Raw genomic sequence first — 22,991 nt, 5'->3', positions numbered from 1 at the left:
TCCCGCTGGTGGGCGGCTCAGGCGGTGAACAGACCCGAACCCTGCTCGGTGAGCCGCCCGCCGTCCAGGGCGAACGCCAGCGCCTTCTCCAGCGCAGGGGTGACCGAGGCGGCCCGCCGCTTGTAGCCGAAGACGCCGGCCGTGGCCGTGAGCAGTTCCTCGCGGCGCATCCCGGCCGCGGCCCGGCACAGCGCCACCATGGCGTTGGCGATCTCCTCCGGGGCCACGTGCTCGATCGGCCGGTCGGTGCTCGACACCTGACGGCGGAAACCGGTCCAGGTCGCGCGGTCGACGCCGTCGGGCCACAGGTGGTCGCCGTCCACCGCCGAGGGCGGGAGCAGCGAGTACAGCACCTGCTTGCGCGACTCGGTCACGCGGTTGAGCCCGAACGCGCCCACGGTCAGCTTGGCCAGCCGGTCGACGTGGATCGGGCCCTCGGCCTTGACGCCGGCCAGCATCACCCGGCGGACGGCGCGGGCCGCCTTGGACGCCGGCAGCTCATCGAGGACCGACTTCTCCCCGGCGGTCTTGGGGATCCACGGCACGAACGGCGACTCGTCCTCCAGCGCCGCGGGCTTCGCCGGCTTCTTCGGGGCGGCGGGCTTCGCGGTCGCACGGGCCGGGCCGGCCGGCACCGCGACCGACGCGGTGACCGCCGAGCGCAGCGCCGCCACGCCCTTGAACGACTCGACAGCGGCCGTCGGCAGCTGCACCGGCTCCGGCGCGCGCGCGGCCACCACGGGGGCGGCGTCCACCGCGGCGACCAGCCGGTCCACGACAGCGGCCGGGTCGGCCAGCCAGCTCGGCAGCCACACCCGCTCGACGACGGGCCAGCGCAGCATGTGGCCGAGCACCTCGACCGGCACGGCGTCGCGGTCCCCGACGGTGCCGCGGCGTGCCCAGGCCGGGCCGTCGAGCAGGACCGCCATCAGCGGCGTCTCGCGGTCGGCGGCGCGGGAGACCGAGAGGTCCACCCGGAACTCCGACAGCCCGACGTCGGTGCGCACGACCAGTCCGCGCTCCCGCAGCGCCGCCGCGATCTGCTCCCGGTGGCGGTCGACGGCGGTGGCCGAGCGCGCCGACCGCGGCAGGACGTCGGTGCCCTGCTCGGCCATGTCGAGGTAGGCGCGCAGGTGCTTGATGCCGACCGACGACGTCTCCTCCGCGCGGAGCTGCTCGGGGTCGAAGGAGGAGAAGACGACGACCTGGCGGCGGGCGCGGGTGATCGCCACGTTGAGCCGGCGCTCGCCGCCGACCCGGTTCAGGGGCCCGAAGTTCAGCGGCAGGCTGCCCGAGGCGTCGGGGGAGAACCCGGTGGAGAAGAAGATGACGTCGCGCTCGTCGCCCTGGACGTTCTCCAGGTTCTTGACGAACAGTCCCTCGCCGTCGGCGCGGTCGAGCGCCGCGGCGAGGCGGTCGTCGTCGGCGTCGCGCAGCAGCGCCTCGATGTAGGAGCGCTGCTGGGCGTTGAAGGTGACCACGCCGATGGAGGGAACGGTGCTCATGCCCTCCCACGTGGGCTGGGCGTCGAACCGGCGGCGGATCTCGGCGACGATCGCCTTGGCCTCGATCGGGTTGGTGCGCAGCAGGCGACCGGCCCCCGAGCGGTGGAAGGTGCCCGGCACCCGCACCAACGAGACCCCGCGGCCGTCGGGCTCCGACGACGCCCGCCCGTGCGTGGGCGCCGGGAACGACGACAGCCGGTTCCCGTAGTACTGGGCGTTGGAGAAGGCGATGAGCGACTCGTCCTGGCTGCGGTAGTGCCAGGACAGCCAGTGCCGCGGCACCCGGGCCTGCACGCACTCGCTGAGGATCGACTCCTCGTCCTCGACCGCGGTCTCGACCTCGACCGAGTCGTCGGTGGAGGCGGTGGTCGGCTCGAGGAACGACGTCGGCGGCATCTGCTTGGAGTCACCGACGACGACGGCGGCCTTCGCCCGGCCGAGGGCACCCACCGCGTCGGCCACCCGGATCTGCGAGGCCTCGTCGAAGACGACCAGGTCGAACTGCCCGGCGGCGGCGGGGAAGAACCGGGCCACGGAGTCCGGCGAGACCAGCACGCACGGCATGACGGCGGTGATCAGCTCGCCGTACCGGGCCAGCAGCTGGCGCACCCCCAGGCCGCGGCGCTGCTTGGCCAGCTCGCGCTGCAGCGCGCCCACCTGGCCGGTGCCCATGGTGGCGTCGAAGGGCCGGGCGGCGAGCACCGCGGCCGGCAGCGCGGCGGTGAGGTGCTCGCGCACCGCCGCCGACGCCGCGGTGAACCGTTCGATCGCCACCTCGTGCGCCTCGGCGTCGAAGGTGTCCAGGCCGGTGGCGTCCAGCCGCTCGGCGACCGACGCGACGGCCAGGCCGCGGTCCAGCGCGCGCACCGCGTCGTCGGCGGCGATCTCGCCGGTCACGAGCATGCGGCGGGCGTCGAACAGGCCCGCGTACCGCAGCGGCTCGAGCGTGTCGAGGAAGGAGACCCAGCGCCGCAGCGACATGAGCACCGTGCCCTCCCCGCCGGACCCGGGCGAGGTGATGAGGCCGCGCTCGGGCCGGGTCATCGACCAGCGCAGCGCGAAGCCGTCGTCGCCGGCCCAGGCGGCGAGCTGGTCGGTGGAGCTGCCGCAGAGCTCGAGCAGGGCCACGACGGCATCGCGCAGCCGGCCGACCGCGCCGGCGGTCTGCGGGCTGGAGGGCGTCCCGGCGACGATCAGCTTGCGGAGGGCGACGTGGAAGGGGGACCGGCCGTCGACGGCGGTGCCCGCCCCGCGCAGCCAGGCCACCTCGCGCTCGAGCAGGCCGGGGTCGGTGAACGGGTTCCAGCCCTCCGGCGCGGAGAGCCCGGGCACGGAGTCCACCCGCGCCGCCATCGCCTGCACCGCCGTCTGCACCCGCCACAGGTTCTCCACCAGGGCCGGGACGTCCTTGGGCTTCACCTTGGCGCCGGGCCTGAGGCAGGAGGCGATCTCGTCGCGGACCGCGACCAGCCGCTTGCGCCGCCCCCACCAGCCCGACGCCGCGGCGGTCTGCGCGCGGACGTACACGTCGGCGAGCGGCAGGGTCAGCGCCTGCGGGGTGGCGACGTCCAGGCCCGGGTGCCGGAAGGCGGTGAACGCGGCGACCTCGCCGAGCACCGCCCCGGTCGCGGTCGTCCAGCGGTGGCTGAACGTCTCGTCGAGGACGTCGATGCCGACCGGCGGGCCGGAGAGCAGGTGGGCCAGGGCGTCGAGGTCCTCGGGCGTGCGGGCGTGCCGCATCACCCCGCCCAGCTCGGGCACGGCGGCGACCTCGCGCAGGGCGGCGTCGACGGCGGCGGTCGCCTCGCGGGCGGCGGTGAGGTCGATCTCCGGGGTGTCGACGAAGGCCCACGGGTGGCGCGGGGACGGGCGGGTGAGGTCGGCGATGTCGGGGAGCAGCGCCAGCGCCCGTCGCACCGCCGTCAGCACCTCCTCGGGCGCGTTGGCCACGAACGGCAGCGGGATCGGCAGCGGCGCCACGTCGGTGCCGGCCGCCAGCTCGGCGGTACGTGCCGAGTACAGCGACAACCCGACGGCGTTCCCCGCGTGCAGCCGGTCGGCGTAACGGGCCAGCTGCCGGCGGGCCGAGCGGAGCGTCTCGGACTCCGCGGCCAGGCCCTGTTCGTCGACGGCGAGCGCGTGCTCCATCGCCAGCCGGATCTGGGCGCGCACCATCGAGGCGCGGCTGCCCTTGTCGTGCAGGTCCAGGGCGAACATGCCCATGCCGACGGCGTCCAGCCGCCGGGCGACGACGTCGAGCGCCGCCCGCTTCTCCGCGACGAACAGCACCCGCTTGCCGTCGGCCACCGCGCGGGTCAGCAGGTTGGTGATCGTCTGCGACTTGCCGGTGCCGGGTGGGCCCTCCAGGACGAAGGTGCGCCCGGCTCCGGCCTCAGCGATGGCCCGCAGCTGCGAGGCGTCGGCGGGCACGGGCAGCTCGGCGGCGAGAGCGTCGAGGTCGGTGAACGCGCCGGACTCCCGCGCGGGGTCGCTGAACGGCTCGGTCGGCTCGTGCACGAGGTGGTGCACCAGGGGGTTCTGGGCGAAGTCGGCCCAGTGCTCGTCGAGGTCCTTCCACAACCGGTACCTGGCGAACTGCAGGATCGCCAGATCCGCCGTCGCCTCGACCCGGTAGGGCAGCCCGTGCCCGACCAGGGCCACGCGGACGGCCTCCAGCGCGCCCTCCACGTCGAGGGTCGACTCGGCCGACTCGGCCAGCGAGGGCACGACCAGGCCGTGCACCTGGCGCAGCTTCTCCAGCAGGCAGTAGTTCGGGGTGCTGGACCCCGACTCGTCCAGCGCCAGCCGGTAGGAGCCGGTGCGCCCGACCGGGGTGAGCGTCACCGGGACGAGCACCAGCGGGGAGCGCAGCGGCCGGCCGTCCAGCTCCCACACCAGCGAGCCCAGCGCCAGGTACAGGTTGTTCGCCCCGGTCTCCTCCTGCACCGTCTTCGCCCGGTAGGCGAGGTTGCGCAGCCGGGGCAGGTAGCCGCCGGTGGTGACGTCGGCGTGCACCTCGCGGCGCTCGACGAGGAGCTCGGTCAGCTGCTCGGGCGGCAGGTCCTTGGCGGAGGTGAGCCCGCGCTCGGCCTGGACGGCGGCCAGCTGGTCCCCGGGCAGCAGGGTGACCGGGGTGCCGTCGTGCACGAAGTTGTCGAGGATCGGCAGCGCGGCGACCGGCAGCGTGAGCGGGAGACCGGTCCGCTCGCTGTAGTTGATCAGCCGGTTGCGGAGGCTGAGGTCCAGCAGCGAGTTCTTCCACTGCTGCACCCGGGCCGGGGCCTCGGGGCGGTTGCCGAGCTGGACCGTCGTCCCGACCGGGAACGCGGCCACGCTGTGCTCGGCGGGCCGGTACTCGACGACCTGGAGGATGCCCTCGGGCGTGCGCGCGCGGGCGGGCAGCGGCACGATGCCGTCCCGGCGGGCCCGGTGGACGTCGGTGACGCCGAGGATGCGGTCCAGCTCGCCGCTGAGCCAGGTCGCGTAGGCGGGGGTGTGCAGGTCGGCACCCGGCTCGCCCTGGCTGGTGAGCAGCGTGGTCTCGACCAGCCCGATCAGGCCGAGGTCGACGAGGTTGACCAGCGACGAGGCGTCGGTGGTGGCGGCGCTCTCCGAACTGCGCTCCTCACGCCAGTACCCCAGGAACGAGTGCCCGTCGGCGAGCCAGAGCAGCGGCCGGATGCCGGCCTGCTCCAGGGCGGCGGCGAGCACCACCACGAGGTCCAGCGGGGTCGCCACGCGCCAGGTGAGGACGTCGCCGGGGGAGCGCACCTGCTGGCCGAGGTCGGCCCAGCTGACCGGCGGCTCGGAGTAGCGGATGCCGCGACGCTGCAGGGCGGCGGCGAGCGCGGCCACGACCTCGTCCACGCGCTCGGCGGTCGCGGCGTAGCCGACCATCGCGCCGCTGCCGGTGCGCTCCTCGAGCAGCTCGGAGGCCTCCGCGACCAGCCCGGTGACCGCCGGGTGGTTGGGCATGACGTGCGCGGCCAGCATCTCCAGCGCCAGGGGCAGGGGAGTGGCCAGCCACTGGTTGGCCGCGAGCACCTGCACCGGGGAGCCGGCCTCGCCGACGAGGGTGTCGTCGGCCCAGACCTCGACGTCGACGACGCCGGGCCGCTGCTCCTCGACGTGCAGCATCGCCGCGGGGTCCATGACCAGGCCCAGGTCGGTGAGCACCGTCGTCCGGCCGGCGTCGACGTCGGCCAGCAGATCGACCGTCTGCGCGATCGGGCCCTCGGCGTCGCGCACCGACAGGCGCACGGTGACCCCGCGCAGCGTGGCCTCGCTGGTCAGCGCCAGCCGGGAGACCACGGGGATCCGGTTGTGCGCGAGGGCGTAGCTCAGGACCGGGGTGGAGGTGAGCTCGATGGAGACCGTCGCCGCCGGCGCGACGGCCTCGCCGCGCTGGATGTCGGCAGTGCTCTCCATGTCACCTGTCTACCGGGTCGGACGGACTGGTCCGCCCATCGTCCCCGACGGGAGGGGCGCATGTGACGGGAGGGCAAGATCGTTAACGCGGATCACAGCGAATCCTCCCGGGAGCGGTTCCGGTCCGCCCGGGTCCTGCCGATCGGGGGTGCCGGCCCGGCTTGCCCGGCGGTCCGCTCCCGGGACAGGGTGCCGGCATGGGAGATGCGCGTCGGCAGGAGTCCGGGCTGGTCGTCGAGGACCGGGGGCACGTGCGGGTGCTCACCCTCGACCGCCCCGCGCAGCGCAACGCGCTCTCGTCGGCGCTGCAGGCCGACCTCGTCGAGCAGCTCCTGCGCGTACCGGAGGACGACGTCCGCGCGGTGGTGCTGACCGGCAACGGGCCGGCCTTCTGCGCCGGCTTCGACCTGAAGGAGATCCGGGCCGCCGACGAGCGGGGTGAGCGCTTCCGCCCGCCCATGGGTCGGTCCGCCCGCGCGGTGTTCGAGGTGGTGACCGAGGTGCCCGTGCCCGTGATCGCCGCGCTCAACGGGCCGGCGGTCGCGGGCGGCTTCGAGCTGGCGCTCGCCTGCGACCTGCGGGTGGCCTCGGCGGGGGTGCACTTCGCGCTCCCGGAGGCCGCGATCGGCATGGGTGCCAACTTCGGCTCCGTCGTGCTGCCCAAGCGCATCCCGATGGGCATCGCGCTGGAACTGCTCTTCACCGGCGACCGGCTCACCGCCGAGGACGCGCAGCGGTGGGGCCTGCTCAACCGCCTCGTGCACCCCGACGCCGTTCTCGCGACCGCCCTGGAGCTCGCCGAGCGCATCGCGGGGAACGCGCCGATCTCGGTCCGTCGGATGAAGGAGACCGCGGTCAAGGCGCTGGAGCTGCCGCTCTGGCAGGGGCTCCGGCTCGACGTCGGCCCGAATCCCTATCTGAGCGAGGACCGCAAGGAGGGCATCGCCGCGCGGCTGGAGAAGCGGGCACCGCGGTGGTCCGGTCGCTGAACGCTCAACCGGAACCACCCAGTTCCTCACGGTCGGATAACGGCTCGTCACACCAGGGCACACCGCATGCCGATCATGCGCCGGAGCTGCCATCGTCCGGTCGTCCGCCCCGCACCGGGGCGCGCCGAGGGAGTCGACATGAACTGTGCGCACTGCGGAGCCGAGCACCAGCGCGGCCGCTACTGCATCGGCTGCGGCAAGCTCATGCCTCCGTCGCCCCTGCCGCCGCGCCGGGTCCGGCTCGCGCCGCGCCCGTCGTACGAGATCACCGAGGACATGACCCAGCCGGTGCTGCGCTTCGACGTCCGCCCGCGGCGTCCCGTCGTGCCGTCGCGGGTGTCGACGCCCGCCGGCTGATCCCCGGAGCTCTCCCGAGGGCGCCGCTCCCGCGTGGAGCGGCGCCCTCGCGCGTTCCCTCGACCGAGTGACCAGGCTCACTGCTAGCAATCTGCTTGCAGGAGTTAGCACTCCGGGGATCCGGGGCATGACAGAGACCGTCAGGTCATCCCCAATCCCTGGAGTTGTTCTTCGTCATGGCCGACAACGCCAAGATCATCAACCAGCTGCGCGCTCTCGTACTGCTCACGCAGACCGAGGAGCAGGTCGCACGGACGCGGATCTCGCAGGCTCGCACCGACGCCGTCCGTCGGGAGCTCACGCAGAACGCCGACAACGCCGCCTCGCGGACCCTCGAGATCACCGAGCAGCTGCGCGCTCTCGGTGGCGTCCCGGACGTCGTCACCCCCGCCATCGGCCGGCTCTCCGCCGTCCTCAAGGCCACCTTCGAGCAGGCCGCGCCGCTCGAGGAGGCCCTGCTGACCGACCTGCAGCTCGAGCACCAGCTGCTCGACCGCGCCACCTACGTCAAGGTTCTCGCGCAGACCGCGGGTGAGACCAAGACCCAGCGCCTGGCCGAGAAGCTGATCGACGCCCACAAGGCGACCGTCGAGTGGCTGACCGTCGTCCTGGCAGAGGAGGCCCTGGGTGGCCCCGCCGCCCTCGTGCCGACCCCGGTGCAGCGTGTCGCCGGCAACGTGGCCCGCGCGGTCAACGCCCCGGTCCGCTTCCTCGCCAACACGGTCAACAACGCCGTGGACACCGTGCAGCACGCCGGTGAGGAGACCACCGAGCGCTTCGGTGCCGTGGCCGACCGCGCCGCCGCCCTGACCGGTGCGGTGCGCGAGACCCTCACCGTCAGCCGCGCCGCCGGCCTGCGTCGCGCCGAGCGGATCGCTCAGCGCGAGGGCAACAAGGACGCCGCCGAGGTCGCCCGCGAGGCCCGCGAGGAGCTCGGCGACGTGTCCGCCGACGAGCTGCCCATCAAGGGCTACGACTCGCTGTCGGTCCAGGACGCCGTGAAGGCCGTCAAGCAGCTGAAGACGCCGCACGACATCAACGTGATCATCCGCTACGAGGAGACCCACAAGGCCCGCGCGAACGTGGCCAGCGCCGCGCAGACCCAGCTGGCCGCCCTCGCCAAGGAGGCCGTGGGCGTCACCAACTGACACCCACAGCCACGCACGGAGGGCCCGCACCCCGCAGGGGGTGCGGGCCCTCCGCGTGCCTGCGAGATGGGACTCCTCGGGTTTGCCACGCCCGGGCGAACGGGGAAGCCCCAGGCATGAGCATCACACCCGAGGCCCTCGAGGCGGAGTTCTCGCTGACGACGGCCGCCACCCGCCTGGACTTCCTCAGCCGCCGCGACAACGGCGACACCGCGCTGAACACCGTCCGGGACGACGACGCCGACTCCTGGACCGCGCTCCTGCACGACCAGACGCAGCTCGACGTCCACGAGTCGCTGGAGCTGCTCGCGCTCGGCGAGGTGATCGCCCGCAAGGCGCACGACAGCCAGCTCGTCGGCATCCGCGCTGCGCTGCGCGGCGGCGCCGGGTGGGACGAGATCGCCGCCGCCCTCGGCGTCACCCCGCAGCAGGCCTGGGACTCCTACACCGAGTCGGTCGGCCGCCAGCTCGACGCCGAGGCCGCCGCCACCGCACGCGAGCTCGCCGGGACCCGCCCGGGCCGCTGAGCGACCCGGCTCAGCGGACCTCGACGCCCTTCCAGAAGGCCACCCGGTCGGTGATCTCCTTCGCGGCGTCCTTCGGCTCCGGGTAGAACCAGGCGGCGTCGGTGTTGACCTGCCCGTCGACCTCCAGGCTGAGGTAGGAGGCGGTGCCCTTCCAGGGGCAGACGGTGTGGGTCCCCGACGGGCGCAGGACGTCCTCCCGCACCGAAGCGCGCGGGAAGTAGGCGTTGCCCTCCACGGTCACGATGTCGTCGGACTCGGCGATCACGGTGCCGTTCCACGTAGCGGTGGTCATGGACCGATGGTCCTCCGCCGCGATCAGTGCTGCAGCAGGGCGAACGTGGCGACCGCGTGCACCAGCGACTTCCCCTCCTGCTCGACATCGGCCTCGCACACGGTGAGGTGCTCCCCGCGGGTGCGCAGCCGCGCCGTCACCTCCACCGTCCCCGGTCGGCCGGGGCGCAGGTAGGTCACGGTGAGCTGGCTGGTGGCGGGCACCTCGCCGTCGTCGGTGGTGGTGCGCACGGCGAGACCCATCGCGGTGTCGACCAGCGTGGCGAGGACGCCGCCGTGCAGCGTGCCCGCCGGGTTGAGGTGCTCCTCGGTGGCCTCGAAGGTCAGCCGGGCGGAACCGTCGTCGGCCGCCTCCGGTCGCGCCCCCAGCCGCTCCGCGAACCCGCCCGTCACCACGTCGTCAGCCATGCGATCCCCGCTACCCCGGCGAGCCGGGACGCACGCGTGAGCTGCGCGGATGCCGGTGTGACCGGTGGTGCCAGCGGAGCCGTTCGTTATGTCCCCGACGCAGTTCTTCTGTGGAACCGTCCCCGAAGCGGCACCGCATGAGACAGGATCCGGGGGAACGCACGACTCCCAGCGATCTCTCAGGAGCCCTCATGAGCCACCCCGGATCCGGACCGGAGAACCAGTTCGGCCAGCAGCCGGGTCAGCCCGGACAGCCCTTCGAGCAGGGCCAGCCCGGCCAGCCGTACCAGCCGCTCGGTCAGCAGCCGGGCCAGCCGGCCGGCGCCTGGACCCCGCCCGGCGGTGCCACCCCCGCCGGCGAGCCGGCCAAGAAGCCCTCCGCGGCGAAGAAGATCCTCCCGGCCGTCGGCGCGGTCGCGATTGCCGGCGTGCTCTTCGCCGGCAACAACAGCGACTGGTTCGGCCTCACCGGGATCAAGGTCGACGACTGCGTCACCGGTGGCACCGAGATCGAGGAGGTCGACTGCGACTCCGACGATGCCGAGGCGAAGGTCGTCGGCATCGAGGACGAGGAGATGTCCTTCGACGATGCGCAGCAGAGCGAGGAGACCTGCCTCGACTTCGAGACCGCCGACTCCTTCCTGTGGGAGGGCGCCGAGGACGACTCCACCTCCGAGCCCGGCAAGATCTACTGCGTCGAGACGCTGCCCTGACCCGACCGTGGTCCCGCGAGTGCCCCGTCGGTCCGCCGGCGGGGCACTCGTCGTCTCAGGGGCCCTCCGGTGCGTGCGGGAGCCGTCCGAGCAGCACCCGGGCGAGGGCGAGGGCCGAGCGGTCCGGCCGGCCGGAGTCGGCGGTCGCGCGCAGCCAGGAGACCAGCGGGCCGGCCACCGCGGGGGAGAGCGCGGTGATCCACGCGGCCGTCGCGGCGCGGGCCTCCGCCACGTGCTCGGTGCCGCCGTCGGGGGCGTGCGCCACCACCTCGGGCCGGCTGGCCAACAGGCCGCCCACCCGCCAGTCACCGACCGTCGTCCGGGCGGCGAGCCGCTCCAGCCGGTCGGCCGCGGTGCGCAGCGTCGACGCGTCGTCGGAGGTCACGCCGGCTCCCGGCGCATCGGCACGTGCGGGATGCCGTCCTCGTCGTAGCCAGGTCCGCTGCGGCGGAAGCCGAACCGCTCGTACCAGCCCTCCAGGTGGGCCTGCGCTCCGAGCGTGAGCGTGCCGCCTCCGTAGCTCTCCAGGGCCGTCTCGATGAGCCGTGCGGCCAGCCCTCGCCCGCGTGCGGTCGCTGCGGTCGCCACCCGGCCGATCGCGCGGGTGGAACCGTCGTCGAGCACCCGGATCGTGGCCAGCACCTCGGCGTCGTCCTCGAACCAGAGGTGCTCTGTGGCCGGTTCGACGTCCCGGCCGTCGAGCTCCGGGTAGGCGCACTCCTGCTCGACGACGAAGACGTCGACCCGGAGCCGGCACAGCCGGTACACCTCGAACGGCGTGAGGTCGGCGAACGCGGCGCGGCGCAGCTTCGGTCCGGGATCGGTCACGCAGGACTTTCTAGCCCACGGCCGTCGGACCGGTCGCTCAGAGTCCCAGCGCGGACGTCGCCTTGTCGACCAGCCCGAAGTGGCCGACCGCCCAGAACGCGATCCCCGCCGCGGCCAGGCCGCCCACGGTCACCGCGATCGAGCTCACCGGGTGCTGCTTGGCGTGCCGCCAGGCGGCGACCGCCTTGCGCTTGAAGGAGGAGAAGAACCGGCGGGCCCAGTCGAACTCCGTGGACCAGACCCACAGGCCGGCGAGGACCGGAGGGATGGTCAGCGGGCCGGGGAGCACGGTGAGCGCGACCCCGAGCGCGACCAGCAGCAGGCCGGCGGTGAAGACCGCGACCCGCCAGGCCAGCGCGATGCCGGGGTTGGCGTGCACCCGGGCGCGGAACGAGCCGGGCTCCAGCTCGCGCGGCTTGCCGAGGCCGTCGGTGCAGTGCGCGCAGACGGTCGAGCCACCGGCGGGGCGCTCGTCGGTCGGCCGGTCGGCGGCACGGTTCCCGGTGACGCGGTACTCGGCGGTGCGGGTGGTGTGAGGGGCGGCCATGCTGGCGGCACTACCCGCCACCGGTGCCCGTCATTCCGGTGGTGTGCAATCGAACTCGGGTCAGCTGCCGTAGCGCGCGGCGGCCCGGGCCCGGGCCTTGGCGGCCTCCACCTCGCGGTCCTTGGGCGGGGCGGTGGTCACCAGGGCCTCGAGCAACCGGGCCGACGCGGCGGCCACCTCGGCCACCGCCCGGTCGAACGCCTCGGCGTTCGCCCGGGACGGCTTGACCGTTCCGCTGATCTTGCGGACGTACTGCAGCGCGGCGGCCTGGATCTCCTCGCTGGCGGCGGGCGGCTCGAAGTTCGCCAGGGGGCGGATGTTGCGGCACATGCCCCGCAGCCTAGGAGCCGGACGCCGGATCAGACGACGTCGAAGCCCGCGCGGTCGACCTTGCGGTGGTAGCGCTCGCCCAGCTTGCCGCCGAGGATCGCGCCGAGCAGGGTGACGAGCAGGATCGCGACCAGCGTGACGATGCCCGCGGTGGTGGCGGTGCCCTCGTCGACCGGGATCCGCGGCAGGTTGAGCTGCTGCAGCACGTTGTACTGCGACCCGAGGATCGCGCCGGCCGCGGCGAGCGCCAGCACGACCAGCAGGCCGATCACCCACACCGCGATGCCCTGCCGGACGCCGTCGAAGCGGGCCATGCGCCCGGCCACGTAGCCGCCGGCCAGGTAGGCCAGGAAGAGGATCACCAGGACGGCGATGCCCCCGCCGATGCCGATCCCGGTGGTGACCTCGTCGGCCGCCTCGTCCGCGGAGTCCAGGCCCTGGGAGAGCCCGAGCGCGACGCCGGCCGCCGAGAGCAGGGCGATGAGGATGACCGCCAGCCCGTTCGCCGACAGCCAGCCGAAGAAGGCGGCGCCCCACTTGATGCCGCCGAAACGGGCGTGCTGGGCGCTCACCGCGTCGCGCGCGGCGCCCCGGGTGACCGAGGCGCCCTCGGTCGTGACCGTCGCGTCGTGGTCGTGCCTGGTGTGCTCGTTCCCGGCCATGGTGGTTCCCTTCGTCCGAACGGAGCCGCCGACAGATTCCCCCGGGCGGTGATCAGGTTCCATGCCCGAGCGGTCCGACGGGGAAACGGGCGGTCGGGCCCCACCCACGGCAGGAGGACCCGTGACGGTGCTGGTGGTCGACGTCGCCAACGTCGTCGGCTCGCGGCCGGACGGCTGGTGGCGCGACCGCGCCGGGGCCGCCACCCGGTTGCTCGGTGAACTGGCCTCGATCCCGGGGGAGCTGTCCGGTCCGGACGGACGGCCGGTGCACGTCGAGGCGGTCGTCGCCGTCGTCGAGGGTGCCGCCCGCGACGTCCCCGCACCCCACGGCGTCCGGGTGGTGCGCGCGTCCGGCAGCGGGGACGACGCGCTGGTCTGCGTCGTCGCGGAGATGGCCGGGGACGCGGTCGTGGTCGTGACGGCCGACCGCGGACTGCGGGCACGGCTGCCCGCGGCGACGCCCACCGCGGGCCCCCGCTGGTTGCGCGACCGGCTCGACGAGGTGGGCGGCATGGGACCGGGCGGCACCGGGTAGCCCACCGCCGACACCGGGTGGCTCGAGGAGCCGCCCGCACCCACTGGCGAGGAGAGCCCGTGCCGCTACCCGAGGGACCCGGACCCATGACGGCGCTGGTGACCGGCGCCTCCAGCGGCATCGGCCGGGCCACCGCCGTCCAGCTCGGCGAACGGGGCGCCCGCGTGGTGCTCGTGGCGCGTGGTCGCGAGTCGCTGGAGGAGGCCGCCGCCGAGGTCCGCGCGGCCGGAGCCGCCGACGCCGTCGTCTGCCCGGCCGACGTGCTCGACGACGAGGCGATCGCCGCCGTGGTGCGCTCGACCGCTGAGCGGTTCGGCCGGCTCGACACGGTGGTGCACGCCGCGCAGGTCATGGCCTACGGCACGGTGGAGGAGGTGCCGAAGGAGGTGTACGAGCGGGTCGTCGACACCGCCGTCCACGGCACCGCGAACCTCGCCCGGCACGTGCTGCCGCTCTTCCGCCGCCAGGGAGCCGGCCACCTGGTCATCGTCAACTCGCTGCTGGGCAACGTGGCCACTCCGCTGATGGGCAGCTACGTGACCGCGAAGTGGGGCCAGCTGGGCCTGGCGCGGGTGCTGCAGCAGGAGACCCGCGACGTCCCCGGGATCTCGGTCTCCATCGTGCAGCCCGGGGGAGTGGACACCCCGATCTACATGCAGGGCGCGTCGTGGGCCGGCAGCACCGGCCGGCCGCCACCGCCGGTCTACTCGCCGCAGCGGGTCGCCGCGCGGGTGCTGTCCACCCTGGACAGCCCCCGCCGGGTGGTGCAGGCGGGCTTCCTGAACCCGCTGATCACCGCCGGTTTCCGGCTGCTGCCCGGCGTCTACGACCTGCTGGTCGGGCCGCTGCTCCAGCGGCTGGCGATCGCGAACGACGAGGTCCCGCCGACCGAGGGCAACGTCTTCGAGTCCAAGCCGGAGGGGAACGCCACCGAGGGTCGCTGGCGCAGCATCTGACCCGGCGCCCGGTCGCCACGACGAGGCCCCGCGTCCCGGTCCGCCTGTGGAGGCGGAGCGGGAGCGCGGGGCCCGGTCGTGCGGGGTGCGGTCAGAGGCCGCTGCTGTCGGAGTCGTGCGCCCCGTCGAAGCCCTGCCGGGCCCGAGCCGTGCCGGACACCGACACCGAGTCGGTGAGCCCGTGGGGGGAGTGCGCCTCCTCGATCTCGTGCGTCGCCTCCTCGAGGACCCCGGGCACGACCTTGCGGGGCATGAACCGGCGGACCAGCGGCCACAGCAGGATCAGGCCCACGATCACGTAGACCACGATCGAGATGGGCTCGAAGAGACCGCCGACGTCGCCGTTGCTCAGCTGCAGTGCCCGCCGCAGCTCCTTCTCGGCGTAGGGCCCGAGGATCACGCCGATGATCGCCGGCAGGACCGGGATCCCGTACCGCCGCATCATGAATCCCAGTGCGCCGATGGCGAGCAGGAGGAACAGGTCGAAGGTGTTGGCGTTCGCCGCGTAGGCGCCGAGGCTGGAGAAGAAGAGGATCCCGGCGTACAGGTAGGGGCGGGGGATCCGCAGCAGCTTCGCCCACAGCGGCGCCATCGGGAGGTTCAGCAGCAGCAGGACGGTGTTGCCGACGAAGAGGCTGGCGATCAGGCCCCACACCAGCTCCGGCTCCTTGTCGAACAGCTGGGGGCCCGGCTCGATCCCGTAGCTCTGGATCGCCGCCAGCATGACCGCCGCGGTCGCCGTCGTCGGGATGCCGAGGGTGAGCATGGGGACCAGGCCTCCTGCGGCGGAGGCGTTGTTCGTCGCCTCGGGGCCGGCCACCCCCTCGATGGCGCCCTTGCCGAACTCCTCGGGGTGCTGGGAGAGCCGCTTCTCGGTGACGTAGGAGAGGAAGGTCGGGATCTCCGCGCCGCCGGCCGGGATCGCGCCGAACGGGAAGCCGATGGCGGTGCCGCGCAGCCACGGCTTCCAGGAGCGCCGGAAGTCGCTGCGGCTCATGCGCGGGTTGCCGACCGGGATGACGTCGATCGGCTTGCGGCGCAGGTGCGCGGCGGTCCAGAGGGCCTCGCCCACCGCGAACAGGCCCACGGCCACGACGACGACGTCGATGCCGTCGGCGAGCTCGCCGATGCCGAAGGTCAGCCGCTGCTGGCCGGACGTGATGTCGATACCGACCAGGCCGATGGTGAGGCCGATGCACAGCGCCGCGAGCCCACGGATGCGGGAGCTGCCGAGGACCGAGGTGACGGCGATGAAGGCCAGCACCATGATCGCGAAGAAGTCGGCGGGGGAGACCTCGACGGCGAGGTCGGCCACGGTCGGTGCGAGGACCGCGAGGAGAAGCGTGGCGATCGTGCCCGCGACGAACGACCCGATGGCCGCCGTGGCCAGCGCCTGCGCGGCCCGCCCTGCCTTGGCCATCTTGTTGCCCTCGATGGCGGTGACGACCGAGGCGCTCTCCCCGGGGGTGTTCAGGAGGATCGACGTCGTCGAACCGCCGTACATGCCGCCGTAGTAGATGCCGGCGAACATGATCAGCGCCCCGGTCACGTCCAGGCCGCGGGTGAGCGGGAGCAGCAGCGCCACGGTCATCGCCGGCCCGATGCCCGGGAGCACGCCGATCGCGGTCCCCAGGAGCACGCCGATGAAGGCGTACAGCAGGTTGGTCGGCGTCAGGGCCGTGCCGAACCCGCCGATCAGCTCGGTGAATGCGTCCATCAGAGGATGCCTCTCAGGATGCCCACGGGCAGGACCACGCCGAGGCCGAGGGCGAACAGGTACCAGGTGCCGAACGACAGCCCGAGCGCGATGACCGCGTCCCGCACGGCGTGCCGGCTGCCGAGGGCGAAGGCCGCACCCCAGAACAGGATCGCGCCGGAGAACGGCCAGCCCAGCGGCTCGATGAGGACGGCGTTGGCGACGAACGCCGCGGCCAGCAGGAGGACCGTGCGCCAGTCGCTGCGGCCAGTGAGCTCGACGTCCTCGCCGCCCTCCGGCTCGCCACGGCCGCCGCGGAGGACGTCCAGTGCCAGGAAGCCGGCGACGACCACCATCAGGCCGCCGACCACGATCGGGACGGTCGCCGGCCCCACCGGACCACGGGCGATCCGGCTCTCGGGGATCAGCACCGCCATGACGATGACGAGGACGCCGAGGGCTGCGAGGAACAGGGCCACCCCGAACTCGGAGCGGCCCTGTTCCGTCGTGCCGCCGGGAGCGGCAGAGCTCACGCCAGCCCCAGCTCGCTCAGGACCGACTCGACCCGGTCGCTCTCGTCGGAGAGGTAGGAGGCGAAGTCGTCCCCGGTGACGAAGGCGTCGGTCCAGCCCTGGTCCTCCAGCACCTTCTTCCACGCGTCGCTGTCGTGCATCTCGGTCACCGCGTCGACGAAGGCCTGGGTCTCGTCCTCGGAGATGCCCGGCGCCGCGACGATGCCGCGCCAGTTGGCGAAGACCAGGTCGATGCCCTCGTCGGAGAGGGTGGGAGCGTCGACGCCCTCGACGGCCTCCTCGCTGGTGACCGCGAGGATGCGCACGTCGCCGGCCTCGGCCGCCTCGGCGACCTCGCCCACGCCGGTCGCCGCGAAGGCCACGTCGCCGCCGAGGATGCCGGCGAGCAGCTCGCCGCCGCCGTCGTAGGGGACGTAGTTGACCTCGGTCGGCTCCACACCGACCTCCTGCGCGAGCAGCATCGGCGTCAGGTGGTCGGGTCCGCCCGGGTTGGACGCACCACCGACAGGGGTGTTGCCCGGGTCGGCCTTCCAGGTCGTCACCAGGTCGTCGATCGTCTTGATGGGGGAGTCGCCCGGGACGACGATCGCCTCGGCCTCCTCGATCAGCTTGGCGACCGGGGTGGTCTGGTCGAGGGTGGCCTCGGACTGGTTGCTGAACTGCGCGCCCACCACGCCGAGACCCATCTGCATGAGCATCTTGGCGTTGCCCTCTTCGTTGACCAGCCGCTGGAGGCCCACGGTCCCGCCGGCGCCCTCGAGGTTGAACACCTCGAGGCCGGACGCCAGCTTCTCGTCCTCCATCACCTGGGCCACGGCCCGGGCGGTGGTGTCGTAGCCGCTGCCGGGGGAGTTCGGCACCAGGAAGCGGAGGCCCGTGATCGGCCCGTCGCTGCCGCCCGAGGCGGAGCCGCCCTCGGCGGTCGTGCCGCAGCCGGTGAGCACGAGGCCGGCGGCGAGGGCGCCGACGGTGAGCTTCCGCACGGAAGCAGTGCGCATCTTGTCCTCCTGTGTCTGGGTGGTTGACCACCTCGTGACACGGAAAATGGCAACGCGCGTGACCCGTGTCACCCTTGAGTGCGCATTGAGCTTTGTGGTCCTTGTGTCCACGGTTCCGGGCCTCACCGGACCTCCCGCGCCGTGCTCAACTGGGCCCCCCTCGCTCCTCGTCCTCGTCTGGAGGCTCCGTGTCCCGGCGGCTCTCACTGGCCGGCCAGCTGCTCGCGCTGCAGACGGTCATCGTCTGCGTCGTCCTCGTGGGCGTCGCCGCGGTGTCCGTCGCCCAGTCGACCCAGCGCGCCGAGGACCAGCAGGGGCGCCGGGCGGTGAGCGTCGCCGAGACGCTCGCCAACGCCCCGCGGACGCGGTCGGCGATGGAAGAGGGGTCGGTCTACTACATCCGGGTGGTGGCGGAGAACCTGCGCAGCGCGTCGGACTCCGAGTCGGTCGTCGTGGCGCGTGCCGACGGCACCGTCGTGGCCACCGCCGACCCCGCGGAGATGGGCGACCGCTACGACCTCGGGCCCAGCGACGTGCTCAGCGGCCGGTCCTGGACCGGCGACATCGAGCTGGGCAACGGCCGCGCCGCGGTCGCGATGGCGCCCATCCTCGCCGCGCGCGGCTCGCGCGTGCTCGGCTTCGTCGCGGTCGTCCGCCCCTACCCGGGGGTCTGGGACTCCCTCGTTGCCGAGGCCCCGAACCTGCTCACCTACCTGGGGCTGGCCAGCGTCATCGGAGTCGGCGGGTCACTCCTGGTGGCCCGGCGGGTGAAGCGTCAGACGCTGGGCCTGGAACCCGCCGAGATCACCGGCCTGGTCGAGCACCGCGACGCCATGCTGCACGGCATCCGGGAAGGCGTCGTCGGGCTGGACCTGCGCGGCCGGGTCACCCTGATCAACGACGAGGCGGTCCGGTTGCTGCGCATCCCCGGCGACGCGCTGGGGCGCACGCTCGCGGACCTGGGCGTTGGCGAGGAGCTGCTCGACGCCTTCCTCTCCGGTGACGTGGAGCGCGACCGGGCGGTCGCCAGCGCAGGCCGGGTGCTCGTGGTCAACCGGCTGCCGATCGCCAGCCGCGGCCGGCCGATCGGGTCGGTGACGACGCTGCGGGACCGCACCGAGCTCTTGGAGCTGCGCCGGGAACTCGACCTCACCCGGCACGTGACCGACACCCTGCGGGCCCAGGCCCACGAGTTCAGCAACCGGCTGCACACCATCGCCGGCCTGATCGAGATCGGGGAGAGCGAGGAGGCGGTCCGCTTCGTCCACCGGGTCAGCTCCAGCCGCTCGGAGTTCACCGCCGCGGTCACCTCCACGGTGCGCGACCCGTCCATCGCCGCCCTGCTCATCGCCAAGGGCAGCCAGGCCGACGAGCTGGGCGTCGACTTCCGGGTCGACCCGGACTCGTCGCTGCCGGTCCTCCCCGCCGAGCTGAGCACCGACGTCGCGACGGTCGTGGGCAACCTCGTCGACAACGCCCTGGACGCTGCCGCCACCGCGGTCCAGCGCTGGGTCGAGGTGTCCGTGGGCCTGGTCGACGGAGAGGTCGAGGTGGTCGTGCGCGACTCGGGCCCGGGTGTGCCGGCCGGGATGGAGCGCGAGGTGCTGCGGCGCGGCGTCTCGACCAAGGACGCCGCCACCGGCCAGGGCACCTCGGACGAGCGCGGCATCGGCCTGTCGCTGGTGCACCTGCTGTGCACACGGCGAGGAGGCGATGTCACGGTGACCTCGGCGGGCGGGTCCACCTTCGTCGCCCGCATGCCCGCCGACCCCGCGCTGGTGACCTCGTGATCAGCGTCCTCATCGTCGACGACGACTTCATGGTCGCCCGGGTGCACGCCGCCTTCGTCGGCGCGCTGGAGGGGTTCGAGGTGGTCGGGACCGCGGCGACCGGCGCGGAGGCCCTGGCCCAGACGGCGCGGCTGCAGCCGGACCTCGTCCTCCTCGACGTCTACCTCCCCGACATGACCGGGCTGGACGTCCTGCGCCGGCTGCGCGCCGACGGGTCGGCGGCCGACGTGGTGGTGATCAGCGCCGCCCGTGACGTGGAGAGCATCCGCAGCGCCCTCCACGGTGGCGTCCTGCACTACCTGGTCAAACCGTTCGACCGCCGGACGTTCGAGGACCGGCTCCGTCAGTACGCCGCGCTGCGCGGAGAGCTGGCGGAGCTCGACGTCGCCGGGCAGCAGGACGTCGACCGCATGTTCGTCGGTGCCCGGGGGAGCGCACCCGCCCCCGCTGCCACGCCCAAGGGCATCACCCCCCAGACCCTCGAGCTGGTCCGCGAGGCGCTCGCGGCCGCCGCCGAGCAGGGGCTCTCCGCCTCGGAGTGCAGCGAGCGCACCGGGCTCGCGCGGGTCAGCGCCCGGCGCTACCTGGAACAGCTGGTCGCGCAGGACCAGGCCGACGTCCGGCAGCGCTACGGCACCGCCGGGCGGCCCGAGCGTCGGTTCACGCTGCGCTCCGCGACCCGGTGACGGTGGACGCAAGGAACGAAACGACCGTTAGGCGCGCAATGCTGACGTCGTCGTGGGCGTCGGTGAAGCTGCCCGCATGACGATCGTCGTGGGCTACGTGCCGACCCCCGAGGGCGAGGCGGCCCTCACCGCAGCCGTCGCCGAGGCCAGGCGCCGGGAGGAGCCGCTGCACGTCGTGAACTCCTCCCGGGGCGACGCGTTCGTCGACAACCGGTTCGTGTCGGAGGAGCGTCTGGCGCAGCTGCGCGAGCGGCTCGACGGCACCGGCGTGGTGTACGAGTTCGACCAGCAGGTCCGCGGGCACGAGGCGGCCGAGGAGGTCGTCGAGGCGGCCGACCGGGTCAGGGCCAGCCTGATCGTCATCGGGCTCCGCCGGCGCACGCCCACGGGGAAGCTGATCACGGGCAGCCAGGCGCAGCGGATCCTGCTGGACGCGAACTGCCCGGTGCTGGCGGTCAAGGCCGACTAGCGCTCAGCCGAGCAGGTCCAGCCCGTCGGCGGGGGCTCGGGCGAGGTTGCGGAAGATCGTGGCCAGGCTCTGCGTGAGGTGCTCGGCCATCGCGGTCGCCGCCTCGTCGGCCTCGCCGGCCAGCAGCGCGTCGCACATGCGCAGGTGCTCGGCGACGGAGACCTCCACGCGCCGCGGATCGACGTGGGAGAGGTTGCGCAACCGCGCGGTGTGGGGGCGCAGCTCGGCGATCGTGCGCCGCAGGTGCTCGTTGCGGGTCGCGCCGATGACGGCCCAGTCGAAGCGGTCGGCCAGCTCGTAGAAGGCGCGCGACCGGGCCTGCGACGGCGCCCGGCGGACGGTGCGCGCGAACTCGCTGCGCATCGCGGTGAAGACGCGACGCAGCTCCGCGTCGGTGGCCGCAGCCTCCGTCGCCTGCCGGATCGCGGCCGGCTCCAGCAACGAGCGGAAGTCGAACAGGTCCCGGACGCTCTGCAGCGACACCCGCGAGACCCGGGCGCCCTGTCGCGGCACGAGGTCGACCAGGCCCTCGGCGGCCAGCCGGCGCAGCGCCTCGCGGACCGGTGTGCGGGAGGCGCCGGTGCGCTCGACGAGCCAGAGCTCCGACAGCGGGGTGCCCGGGGCCAGCTCACCGAGCTCGATCTCCTCCTTGAGCTGCCGGTGGACCAGGTCGGCCTTGCTCTCCGCGCCCGCCCCGGGGAAGGCGGCGCTCACCGCCGCATCCCGAAGGGGACGCCGGTGGCGTCGGCGAGGGCACGGAGCTCGCTCAGCGAGCCGTCGGCCAGCGCGATGCCCCCGGCCGCCAGCGCGGCCGCCTCGGCCCGGTCCTCGACCTCGCCGGGGAGGAAGACCTCGTCGAAGCCCTGGGCGAGCGGGACGTCCCGGACCTCGCCGACGAGCCGCCCGACGCGCTCCTCATAGCCGGCCCGGTCGCCGAACGCCGCGGGGTCGAGGGCGAGGAAGAGGTGCCCGCAGCCGCTGCGCGCCTCCGCCTCGTAGGGGCCGTGCACGCCGGTACCGACGGCGCTGCCGGTGAGCGCGCCGGAGAGGACGTCCATGAGGAAGGAGATGGCGTAGCCCTTGTGGCCGGCCATCGGCAGGATCACGCCGAGCACTCCCTCCGCCGGATCGGTCGTCGGCGCACCGTCGGCCGTGAGCGCCCAGTTCTCCGGGATCTCCTCGCCGCGGTTCTCCGCCAGGTAGATCTTGCCCCGGGCGACGGCGGTGTTGGCGATGTCCACGACGACCACCCGGCCGTCGGGGGCGGGCGCGGCGATCGACCACGGGTTCGTGCCGAGCACCTTCTGCCGTCCACCCCAGGGCGCCATGGCCGGGCTGGCGTTGGTGGTCAGGACCGCGACCAGGCCGTCCCGGGCGGCCCGGCGGGTGAAGTACATGGCGGTGCCGAAGTGGTTGGAGTTCCGCACGCCGACGACGCCGACGCCGTGCGCGCGGGCGCGCTCGGTGGCCAGGGTGCGGGCCCGGTCGGCGAGCACCTGGCCGATGCCGTCCCGTCCGTCGAGCAGCAGCAGCAGCGGTCCGGTGTCGGAGAGGACGGCGGGGTCGGTGACCGCCCGCACGGCGCCGGAGCGCAGGCGGGCGGCATACCAGGGCAGGCGCAGGACGCCGTGCGACTGGTGCCCCCAGAGGTCGGCCTGGACCAGCGAGTCGGCCACCAGCACGCCGTCCTCCTCGGGTACGCCGAGAGCGGTCAGCACGCGGGTGCCGAACGTGCGGAGGTCCTGCGGGTCGATCCGATCCGTCATCGCGCGTCCTCTTCCCTCGGGCTCGACGCAGTGTATACAAGTTGTATACAACAGCTCGAGGACGAGGAGGCGCGCATGTTCAGCCTGGTGGTGCAGATGCAGGTCCGGCCGGGGAGGCGGGAGGAGTTCCTCGCCGGCATCGCGGCCAACGCGGAGGCCTCGGTGCGCCATGAACCGGGGTGCCTGCGGTTCGACGTCTGCGCGGTCGCGGGTGACGACAACCGCTTCCTGCTCTACGAGCTCTACACCGACGCGGAGGCCTTCGAGGCGCACAAGCGGGCGCCGCACTTCGCCCAGTGGCGGGCGGTCGCCGGTGAGGTGCTCGAGGGCCAGGTCAACACCCCCGGCTCGCTCCTGGTCTCGCACAGCGCCGAGGCGGACCGATGAGCGGCCGGCCCGTGCCGCCCTCGATGGTGCTGCGCCCGGAGGAGATCGAGCGGTTCGACCGCGGCAACGGCGTCGTCACCGTTCCGTTCGTCGGGAAGTGGAACTGCGCGGAGAACCGGGTCACCACCGGGATGACGGTCTTCTCGCCCGGGACCGGCATCCCGCTGCACTCGCACAACGTCGAGGAGACGGTGCTGGTGTTCGAGGGCGAGGCCACCGCGGTCATCGGCGACGACGAGTTCGAGCTCGTCGCCGGGCAGGCCACCTGGGTGCCCGCGGGCGTCCCGCACTGCTTCCGCAACCGCGGCGAGGGGCGGATGACCATCTACTGGGTCTACGGCGGGCGCGACGTGACCCGCACCCTCACGGCGACCGGTGAGACCTTCGAGCACCTGTCGGAGCAGGACCGCGGCGGGAGCCGGTCCTGAGCGCCGTGGGCACC

General features: G+C 73.6%; 25 protein-coding genes. 12 read left to right on the top strand and 13 right to left on the bottom strand.

Annotated elements, in window-relative coordinates; genetic code table 11:
- Positions 1-17: 17 nt before the first annotated feature.
- A complete protein-coding gene (locus DQ237_RS03280; RefSeq protein ID WP_113796998.1) occupies positions 18-5,933 on the bottom strand; it encodes a DUF4011 domain-containing protein in 5,916 nt (1,971 codons plus the stop codon).
- Between the two features lie 197 nt (positions 5,934-6,130).
- On the opposite strand from DQ237_RS03280, the gene DQ237_RS03275 reads away from it, so the two are divergent.
- From DQ237_RS03275 to DQ237_RS03260, 4 genes are all read left to right on the top strand, one after another.
- Positions 6,131-6,922: an enoyl-CoA hydratase/isomerase family protein gene (locus DQ237_RS03275; protein WP_113796996.1), complete on the top strand. Its 792-nt coding sequence runs from the start codon at positions 6,131-6,133 to the stop codon at positions 6,920-6,922.
- Positions 6,923-7,060: 138 nt separating this feature from the next.
- Entirely contained in the window at positions 7,061-7,279 is a 219-nt protein-coding gene (locus tag DQ237_RS03270; protein WP_113796994.1) for a hypothetical protein, read from the top strand.
- 176 nt (positions 7,280-7,455) lie between these two features.
- Positions 7,456-8,427, top strand: a complete 972-nt coding sequence (locus DQ237_RS03265; RefSeq protein WP_113797489.1) for a ferritin-like domain-containing protein — start codon at positions 7,456-7,458, stop codon at positions 8,425-8,427.
- A gap of 116 nt (positions 8,428-8,543) precedes the next feature.
- A complete protein-coding gene (locus tag DQ237_RS03260; protein WP_113796992.1) occupies positions 8,544-8,954 on the top strand; it encodes a hypothetical protein in 411 nt (136 codons plus the stop codon).
- Between the two features lie 10 nt (positions 8,955-8,964).
- On the opposite strand, the gene DQ237_RS03255 is transcribed toward DQ237_RS03260, so the two are convergent.
- Both DQ237_RS03255 and DQ237_RS03250 read right to left on the bottom strand, forming a co-directional pair.
- A complete protein-coding gene (locus tag DQ237_RS03255; RefSeq protein WP_113796990.1) occupies positions 8,965-9,246 on the bottom strand; it encodes a DUF427 domain-containing protein in 282 nt (93 codons plus the stop codon).
- Between the two features lie 23 nt (positions 9,247-9,269).
- The gene (locus DQ237_RS03250) at positions 9,270-9,653 is read right to left on the bottom strand and encodes a PaaI family thioesterase (RefSeq protein ID WP_113796988.1); all 384 of its coding nucleotides are present in this window, start codon (positions 9,651-9,653) and stop codon (positions 9,270-9,272) included.
- 191 nt (positions 9,654-9,844) lie between these two features.
- On the opposite strand from DQ237_RS03250, the gene DQ237_RS03245 reads away from it, so the two are divergent.
- On the top strand, positions 9,845-10,366 hold the full coding sequence (locus DQ237_RS03245) for a hypothetical protein (protein ID WP_113796986.1): 522 nt from the start codon (positions 9,845-9,847) through the stop codon (positions 10,364-10,366).
- Between the two features lie 55 nt (positions 10,367-10,421).
- Here DQ237_RS03245 and DQ237_RS03240 read toward each other — a convergent pair whose 3' ends face one another.
- Genes DQ237_RS03240 through DQ237_RS03220 form a run of 5 tightly spaced genes read right to left on the bottom strand, consistent with a single transcriptional unit; the run spans position 10,422 to position 12,733 of the window.
- Positions 10,422-10,751, bottom strand: coding sequence for a hypothetical protein (locus DQ237_RS03240; protein ID WP_113796984.1), 330 nt, complete (start codon positions 10,749-10,751; stop codon positions 10,422-10,424).
- Positions 10,748-11,194 (bottom strand): GNAT family N-acetyltransferase, encoded by a 447-nt coding sequence (locus tag DQ237_RS03235; protein ID WP_113796982.1) that lies wholly within the window; start codon positions 11,192-11,194, stop codon positions 10,748-10,750. The genes DQ237_RS03240 and DQ237_RS03235 overlap by 4 nt, the downstream gene beginning before the upstream one ends.
- Positions 11,195-11,231: 37 nt before the next feature.
- Positions 11,232-11,741: a PGPGW domain-containing protein gene (locus DQ237_RS03230; protein WP_113796980.1), complete on the bottom strand. Its 510-nt coding sequence runs from the start codon at positions 11,739-11,741 to the stop codon at positions 11,232-11,234.
- A 60-nt stretch (positions 11,742-11,801) separates the two neighbouring features.
- The gene (locus tag DQ237_RS03225) at positions 11,802-12,071 is read right to left on the bottom strand and encodes a DUF2277 domain-containing protein (RefSeq protein ID WP_113796978.1); all 270 of its coding nucleotides are present in this window, start codon (positions 12,069-12,071) and stop codon (positions 11,802-11,804) included.
- Between the two features lie 29 nt (positions 12,072-12,100).
- Positions 12,101-12,733, bottom strand: coding sequence for a hypothetical protein (locus DQ237_RS03220; protein ID WP_113796976.1), 633 nt, complete (start codon positions 12,731-12,733; stop codon positions 12,101-12,103).
- Between the two features lie 121 nt (positions 12,734-12,854).
- Between DQ237_RS03220 and DQ237_RS03215 the strand changes: the two genes are divergently transcribed.
- Positions 12,855-13,268 (top strand): hypothetical protein, encoded by a 414-nt coding sequence (locus tag DQ237_RS03215; protein WP_113796974.1) that lies wholly within the window; start codon positions 12,855-12,857, stop codon positions 13,266-13,268.
- An 86-nt stretch (positions 13,269-13,354) separates the two neighbouring features.
- Positions 13,355-14,224 carry an SDR family oxidoreductase gene (locus DQ237_RS03210; protein WP_166509462.1) on the top strand — a complete coding sequence of 290 codons (870 nt, stop codon included), beginning with the start codon at positions 13,355-13,357 and terminating at the stop codon, positions 14,222-14,224.
- Between the two features lie 91 nt (positions 14,225-14,315).
- Here DQ237_RS03210 and DQ237_RS03205 read toward each other — a convergent pair whose 3' ends face one another.
- The 3 genes from DQ237_RS03205 to DQ237_RS03195 are packed head-to-tail and all read right to left on the bottom strand — an operon-like array spanning position 14,316 to position 17,451.
- Entirely contained in the window at positions 14,316-15,941 is a 1,626-nt protein-coding gene (locus DQ237_RS03205; RefSeq protein WP_113796969.1) for a tripartite tricarboxylate transporter permease, read from the bottom strand.
- Complete coding sequence (locus DQ237_RS03200; RefSeq protein ID WP_113796967.1) at positions 15,941-16,453, bottom strand: tripartite tricarboxylate transporter TctB family protein; 513 nt, start codon at positions 16,451-16,453, stop codon at positions 15,941-15,943. Before DQ237_RS03200 ends, DQ237_RS03205 begins: the two co-directional genes overlap by 1 nt.
- Positions 16,450-17,451, bottom strand: a complete 1,002-nt coding sequence (locus tag DQ237_RS03195; RefSeq protein WP_113796965.1) for a tripartite tricarboxylate transporter substrate binding protein — start codon at positions 17,449-17,451, stop codon at positions 16,450-16,452. The genes DQ237_RS03200 and DQ237_RS03195 overlap by 4 nt, the downstream gene beginning before the upstream one ends.
- A gap of 188 nt (positions 17,452-17,639) precedes the next feature.
- Between DQ237_RS03195 and DQ237_RS03190 the strand changes: the two genes are divergently transcribed.
- The 3 genes from DQ237_RS03190 (at position 17,640) to DQ237_RS03180 (ending at position 20,396) form a co-directional block, all read left to right on the top strand.
- Positions 17,640-19,241, top strand: a complete 1,602-nt coding sequence (locus DQ237_RS03190) for a sensor histidine kinase (protein WP_113796964.1) — start codon at positions 17,640-17,642, stop codon at positions 19,239-19,241.
- On the top strand, positions 19,238-19,927 hold the full coding sequence (locus DQ237_RS03185) for a response regulator (protein ID WP_113796962.1): 690 nt from the start codon (positions 19,238-19,240) through the stop codon (positions 19,925-19,927). Before DQ237_RS03190 ends, DQ237_RS03185 begins: the two co-directional genes overlap by 4 nt.
- Before the next feature lie 76 nt (positions 19,928-20,003).
- Complete coding sequence (locus tag DQ237_RS03180) at positions 20,004-20,396, top strand: universal stress protein (RefSeq protein ID WP_113796960.1); 393 nt, start codon at positions 20,004-20,006, stop codon at positions 20,394-20,396.
- Positions 20,397-20,399: 3 nt separating this feature from the next.
- Here the strand turns inward: DQ237_RS03180 and DQ237_RS03175 are convergent, their stop codons facing one another.
- Entirely contained in the window at positions 20,400-21,110 is a 711-nt protein-coding gene (locus tag DQ237_RS03175; RefSeq protein WP_113796958.1) for a GntR family transcriptional regulator, read from the bottom strand.
- Positions 21,107-22,162 carry an Ldh family oxidoreductase gene (locus DQ237_RS03170; RefSeq protein ID WP_113796956.1) on the bottom strand — a complete coding sequence of 352 codons (1,056 nt, stop codon included), beginning with the start codon at positions 22,160-22,162 and terminating at the stop codon, positions 21,107-21,109. Before DQ237_RS03170 ends, DQ237_RS03175 begins: the two co-directional genes overlap by 4 nt.
- Positions 22,163-22,237: 75 nt before the next feature.
- On the opposite strand from DQ237_RS03170, the gene DQ237_RS03165 reads away from it, so the two are divergent.
- Both DQ237_RS03165 and DQ237_RS03160 read left to right on the top strand, forming a co-directional pair.
- Complete coding sequence (locus DQ237_RS03165) at positions 22,238-22,549, top strand: putative quinol monooxygenase (RefSeq protein ID WP_113796954.1); 312 nt, start codon at positions 22,238-22,240, stop codon at positions 22,547-22,549.
- Complete coding sequence (locus tag DQ237_RS03160) at positions 22,546-22,977, top strand: cupin domain-containing protein (protein ID WP_113796952.1); 432 nt, start codon at positions 22,546-22,548, stop codon at positions 22,975-22,977. Before DQ237_RS03165 ends, DQ237_RS03160 begins: the two co-directional genes overlap by 4 nt.
- The last annotated feature ends 14 nt before the right edge of the window (positions 22,978-22,991 follow it).

This window comes from Blastococcus sp. TF02-8, from assembly GCF_003319175.1.
GTDB lineage: Bacteria > Actinomycetota > Actinomycetes > Mycobacteriales > Geodermatophilaceae > Blastococcus.
This window is presented reverse-complemented; position numbering and strand designations above follow the sequence as displayed.

Coding starts and splice junctions, on each gene's coding strand:
- DQ237_RS03280 (WP_113796998.1), bottom strand. CDS start 5,933: ATGGAGAGCACTGCCGACATCCAGCGCGGCGAGGCCGTCGCGCCGGCG.
- DQ237_RS03275 (WP_113796996.1), top strand. CDS start 6,131: ATGGGAGATGCGCGTCGGCAGGAGTCCGGGCTGGTCGTCGAGGACCGG.
- DQ237_RS03270 (WP_113796994.1), top strand. CDS start 7,061: ATGAACTGTGCGCACTGCGGAGCCGAGCACCAGCGCGGCCGCTACTGC.
- DQ237_RS03265 (WP_113797489.1), top strand. CDS start 7,456: ATGGCCGACAACGCCAAGATCATCAACCAGCTGCGCGCTCTCGTACTG.
- DQ237_RS03260 (WP_113796992.1), top strand. CDS start 8,544: ATGAGCATCACACCCGAGGCCCTCGAGGCGGAGTTCTCGCTGACGACG.
- DQ237_RS03255 (WP_113796990.1), bottom strand. CDS start 9,246: ATGACCACCGCTACGTGGAACGGCACCGTGATCGCCGAGTCCGACGAC.
- DQ237_RS03250 (WP_113796988.1), bottom strand. CDS start 9,653: ATGGCTGACGACGTGGTGACGGGCGGGTTCGCGGAGCGGCTGGGGGCG.
- DQ237_RS03245 (WP_113796986.1), top strand. CDS start 9,845: ATGAGCCACCCCGGATCCGGACCGGAGAACCAGTTCGGCCAGCAGCCG.
- DQ237_RS03230 (WP_113796980.1), bottom strand. CDS start 11,741: ATGGCCGCCCCTCACACCACCCGCACCGCCGAGTACCGCGTCACCGGG.
- DQ237_RS03225 (WP_113796978.1), bottom strand. CDS start 12,071: ATGTGCCGCAACATCCGCCCCCTGGCGAACTTCGAGCCGCCCGCCGCC.
- DQ237_RS03220 (WP_113796976.1), bottom strand. CDS start 12,733: ATGGCCGGGAACGAGCACACCAGGCACGACCACGACGCGACGGTCACG.
- DQ237_RS03210 (WP_166509462.1), top strand. CDS start 13,355: ATGACGGCGCTGGTGACCGGCGCCTCCAGCGGCATCGGCCGGGCCACC.
- DQ237_RS03205 (WP_113796969.1), bottom strand. CDS start 15,941: ATGGACGCATTCACCGAGCTGATCGGCGGGTTCGGCACGGCCCTGACG.
- DQ237_RS03195 (WP_113796965.1), bottom strand. CDS start 17,451: ATGCGCACTGCTTCCGTGCGGAAGCTCACCGTCGGCGCCCTCGCCGCC.
- DQ237_RS03180 (WP_113796960.1), top strand. CDS start 20,004: ATGACGATCGTCGTGGGCTACGTGCCGACCCCCGAGGGCGAGGCGGCC.
- DQ237_RS03170 (WP_113796956.1), bottom strand. CDS start 22,162: ATGACGGATCGGATCGACCCGCAGGACCTCCGCACGTTCGGCACCCGC.
- DQ237_RS03165 (WP_113796954.1), top strand. CDS start 22,238: ATGTTCAGCCTGGTGGTGCAGATGCAGGTCCGGCCGGGGAGGCGGGAG.
- DQ237_RS03160 (WP_113796952.1), top strand. CDS start 22,546: ATGAGCGGCCGGCCCGTGCCGCCCTCGATGGTGCTGCGCCCGGAGGAG.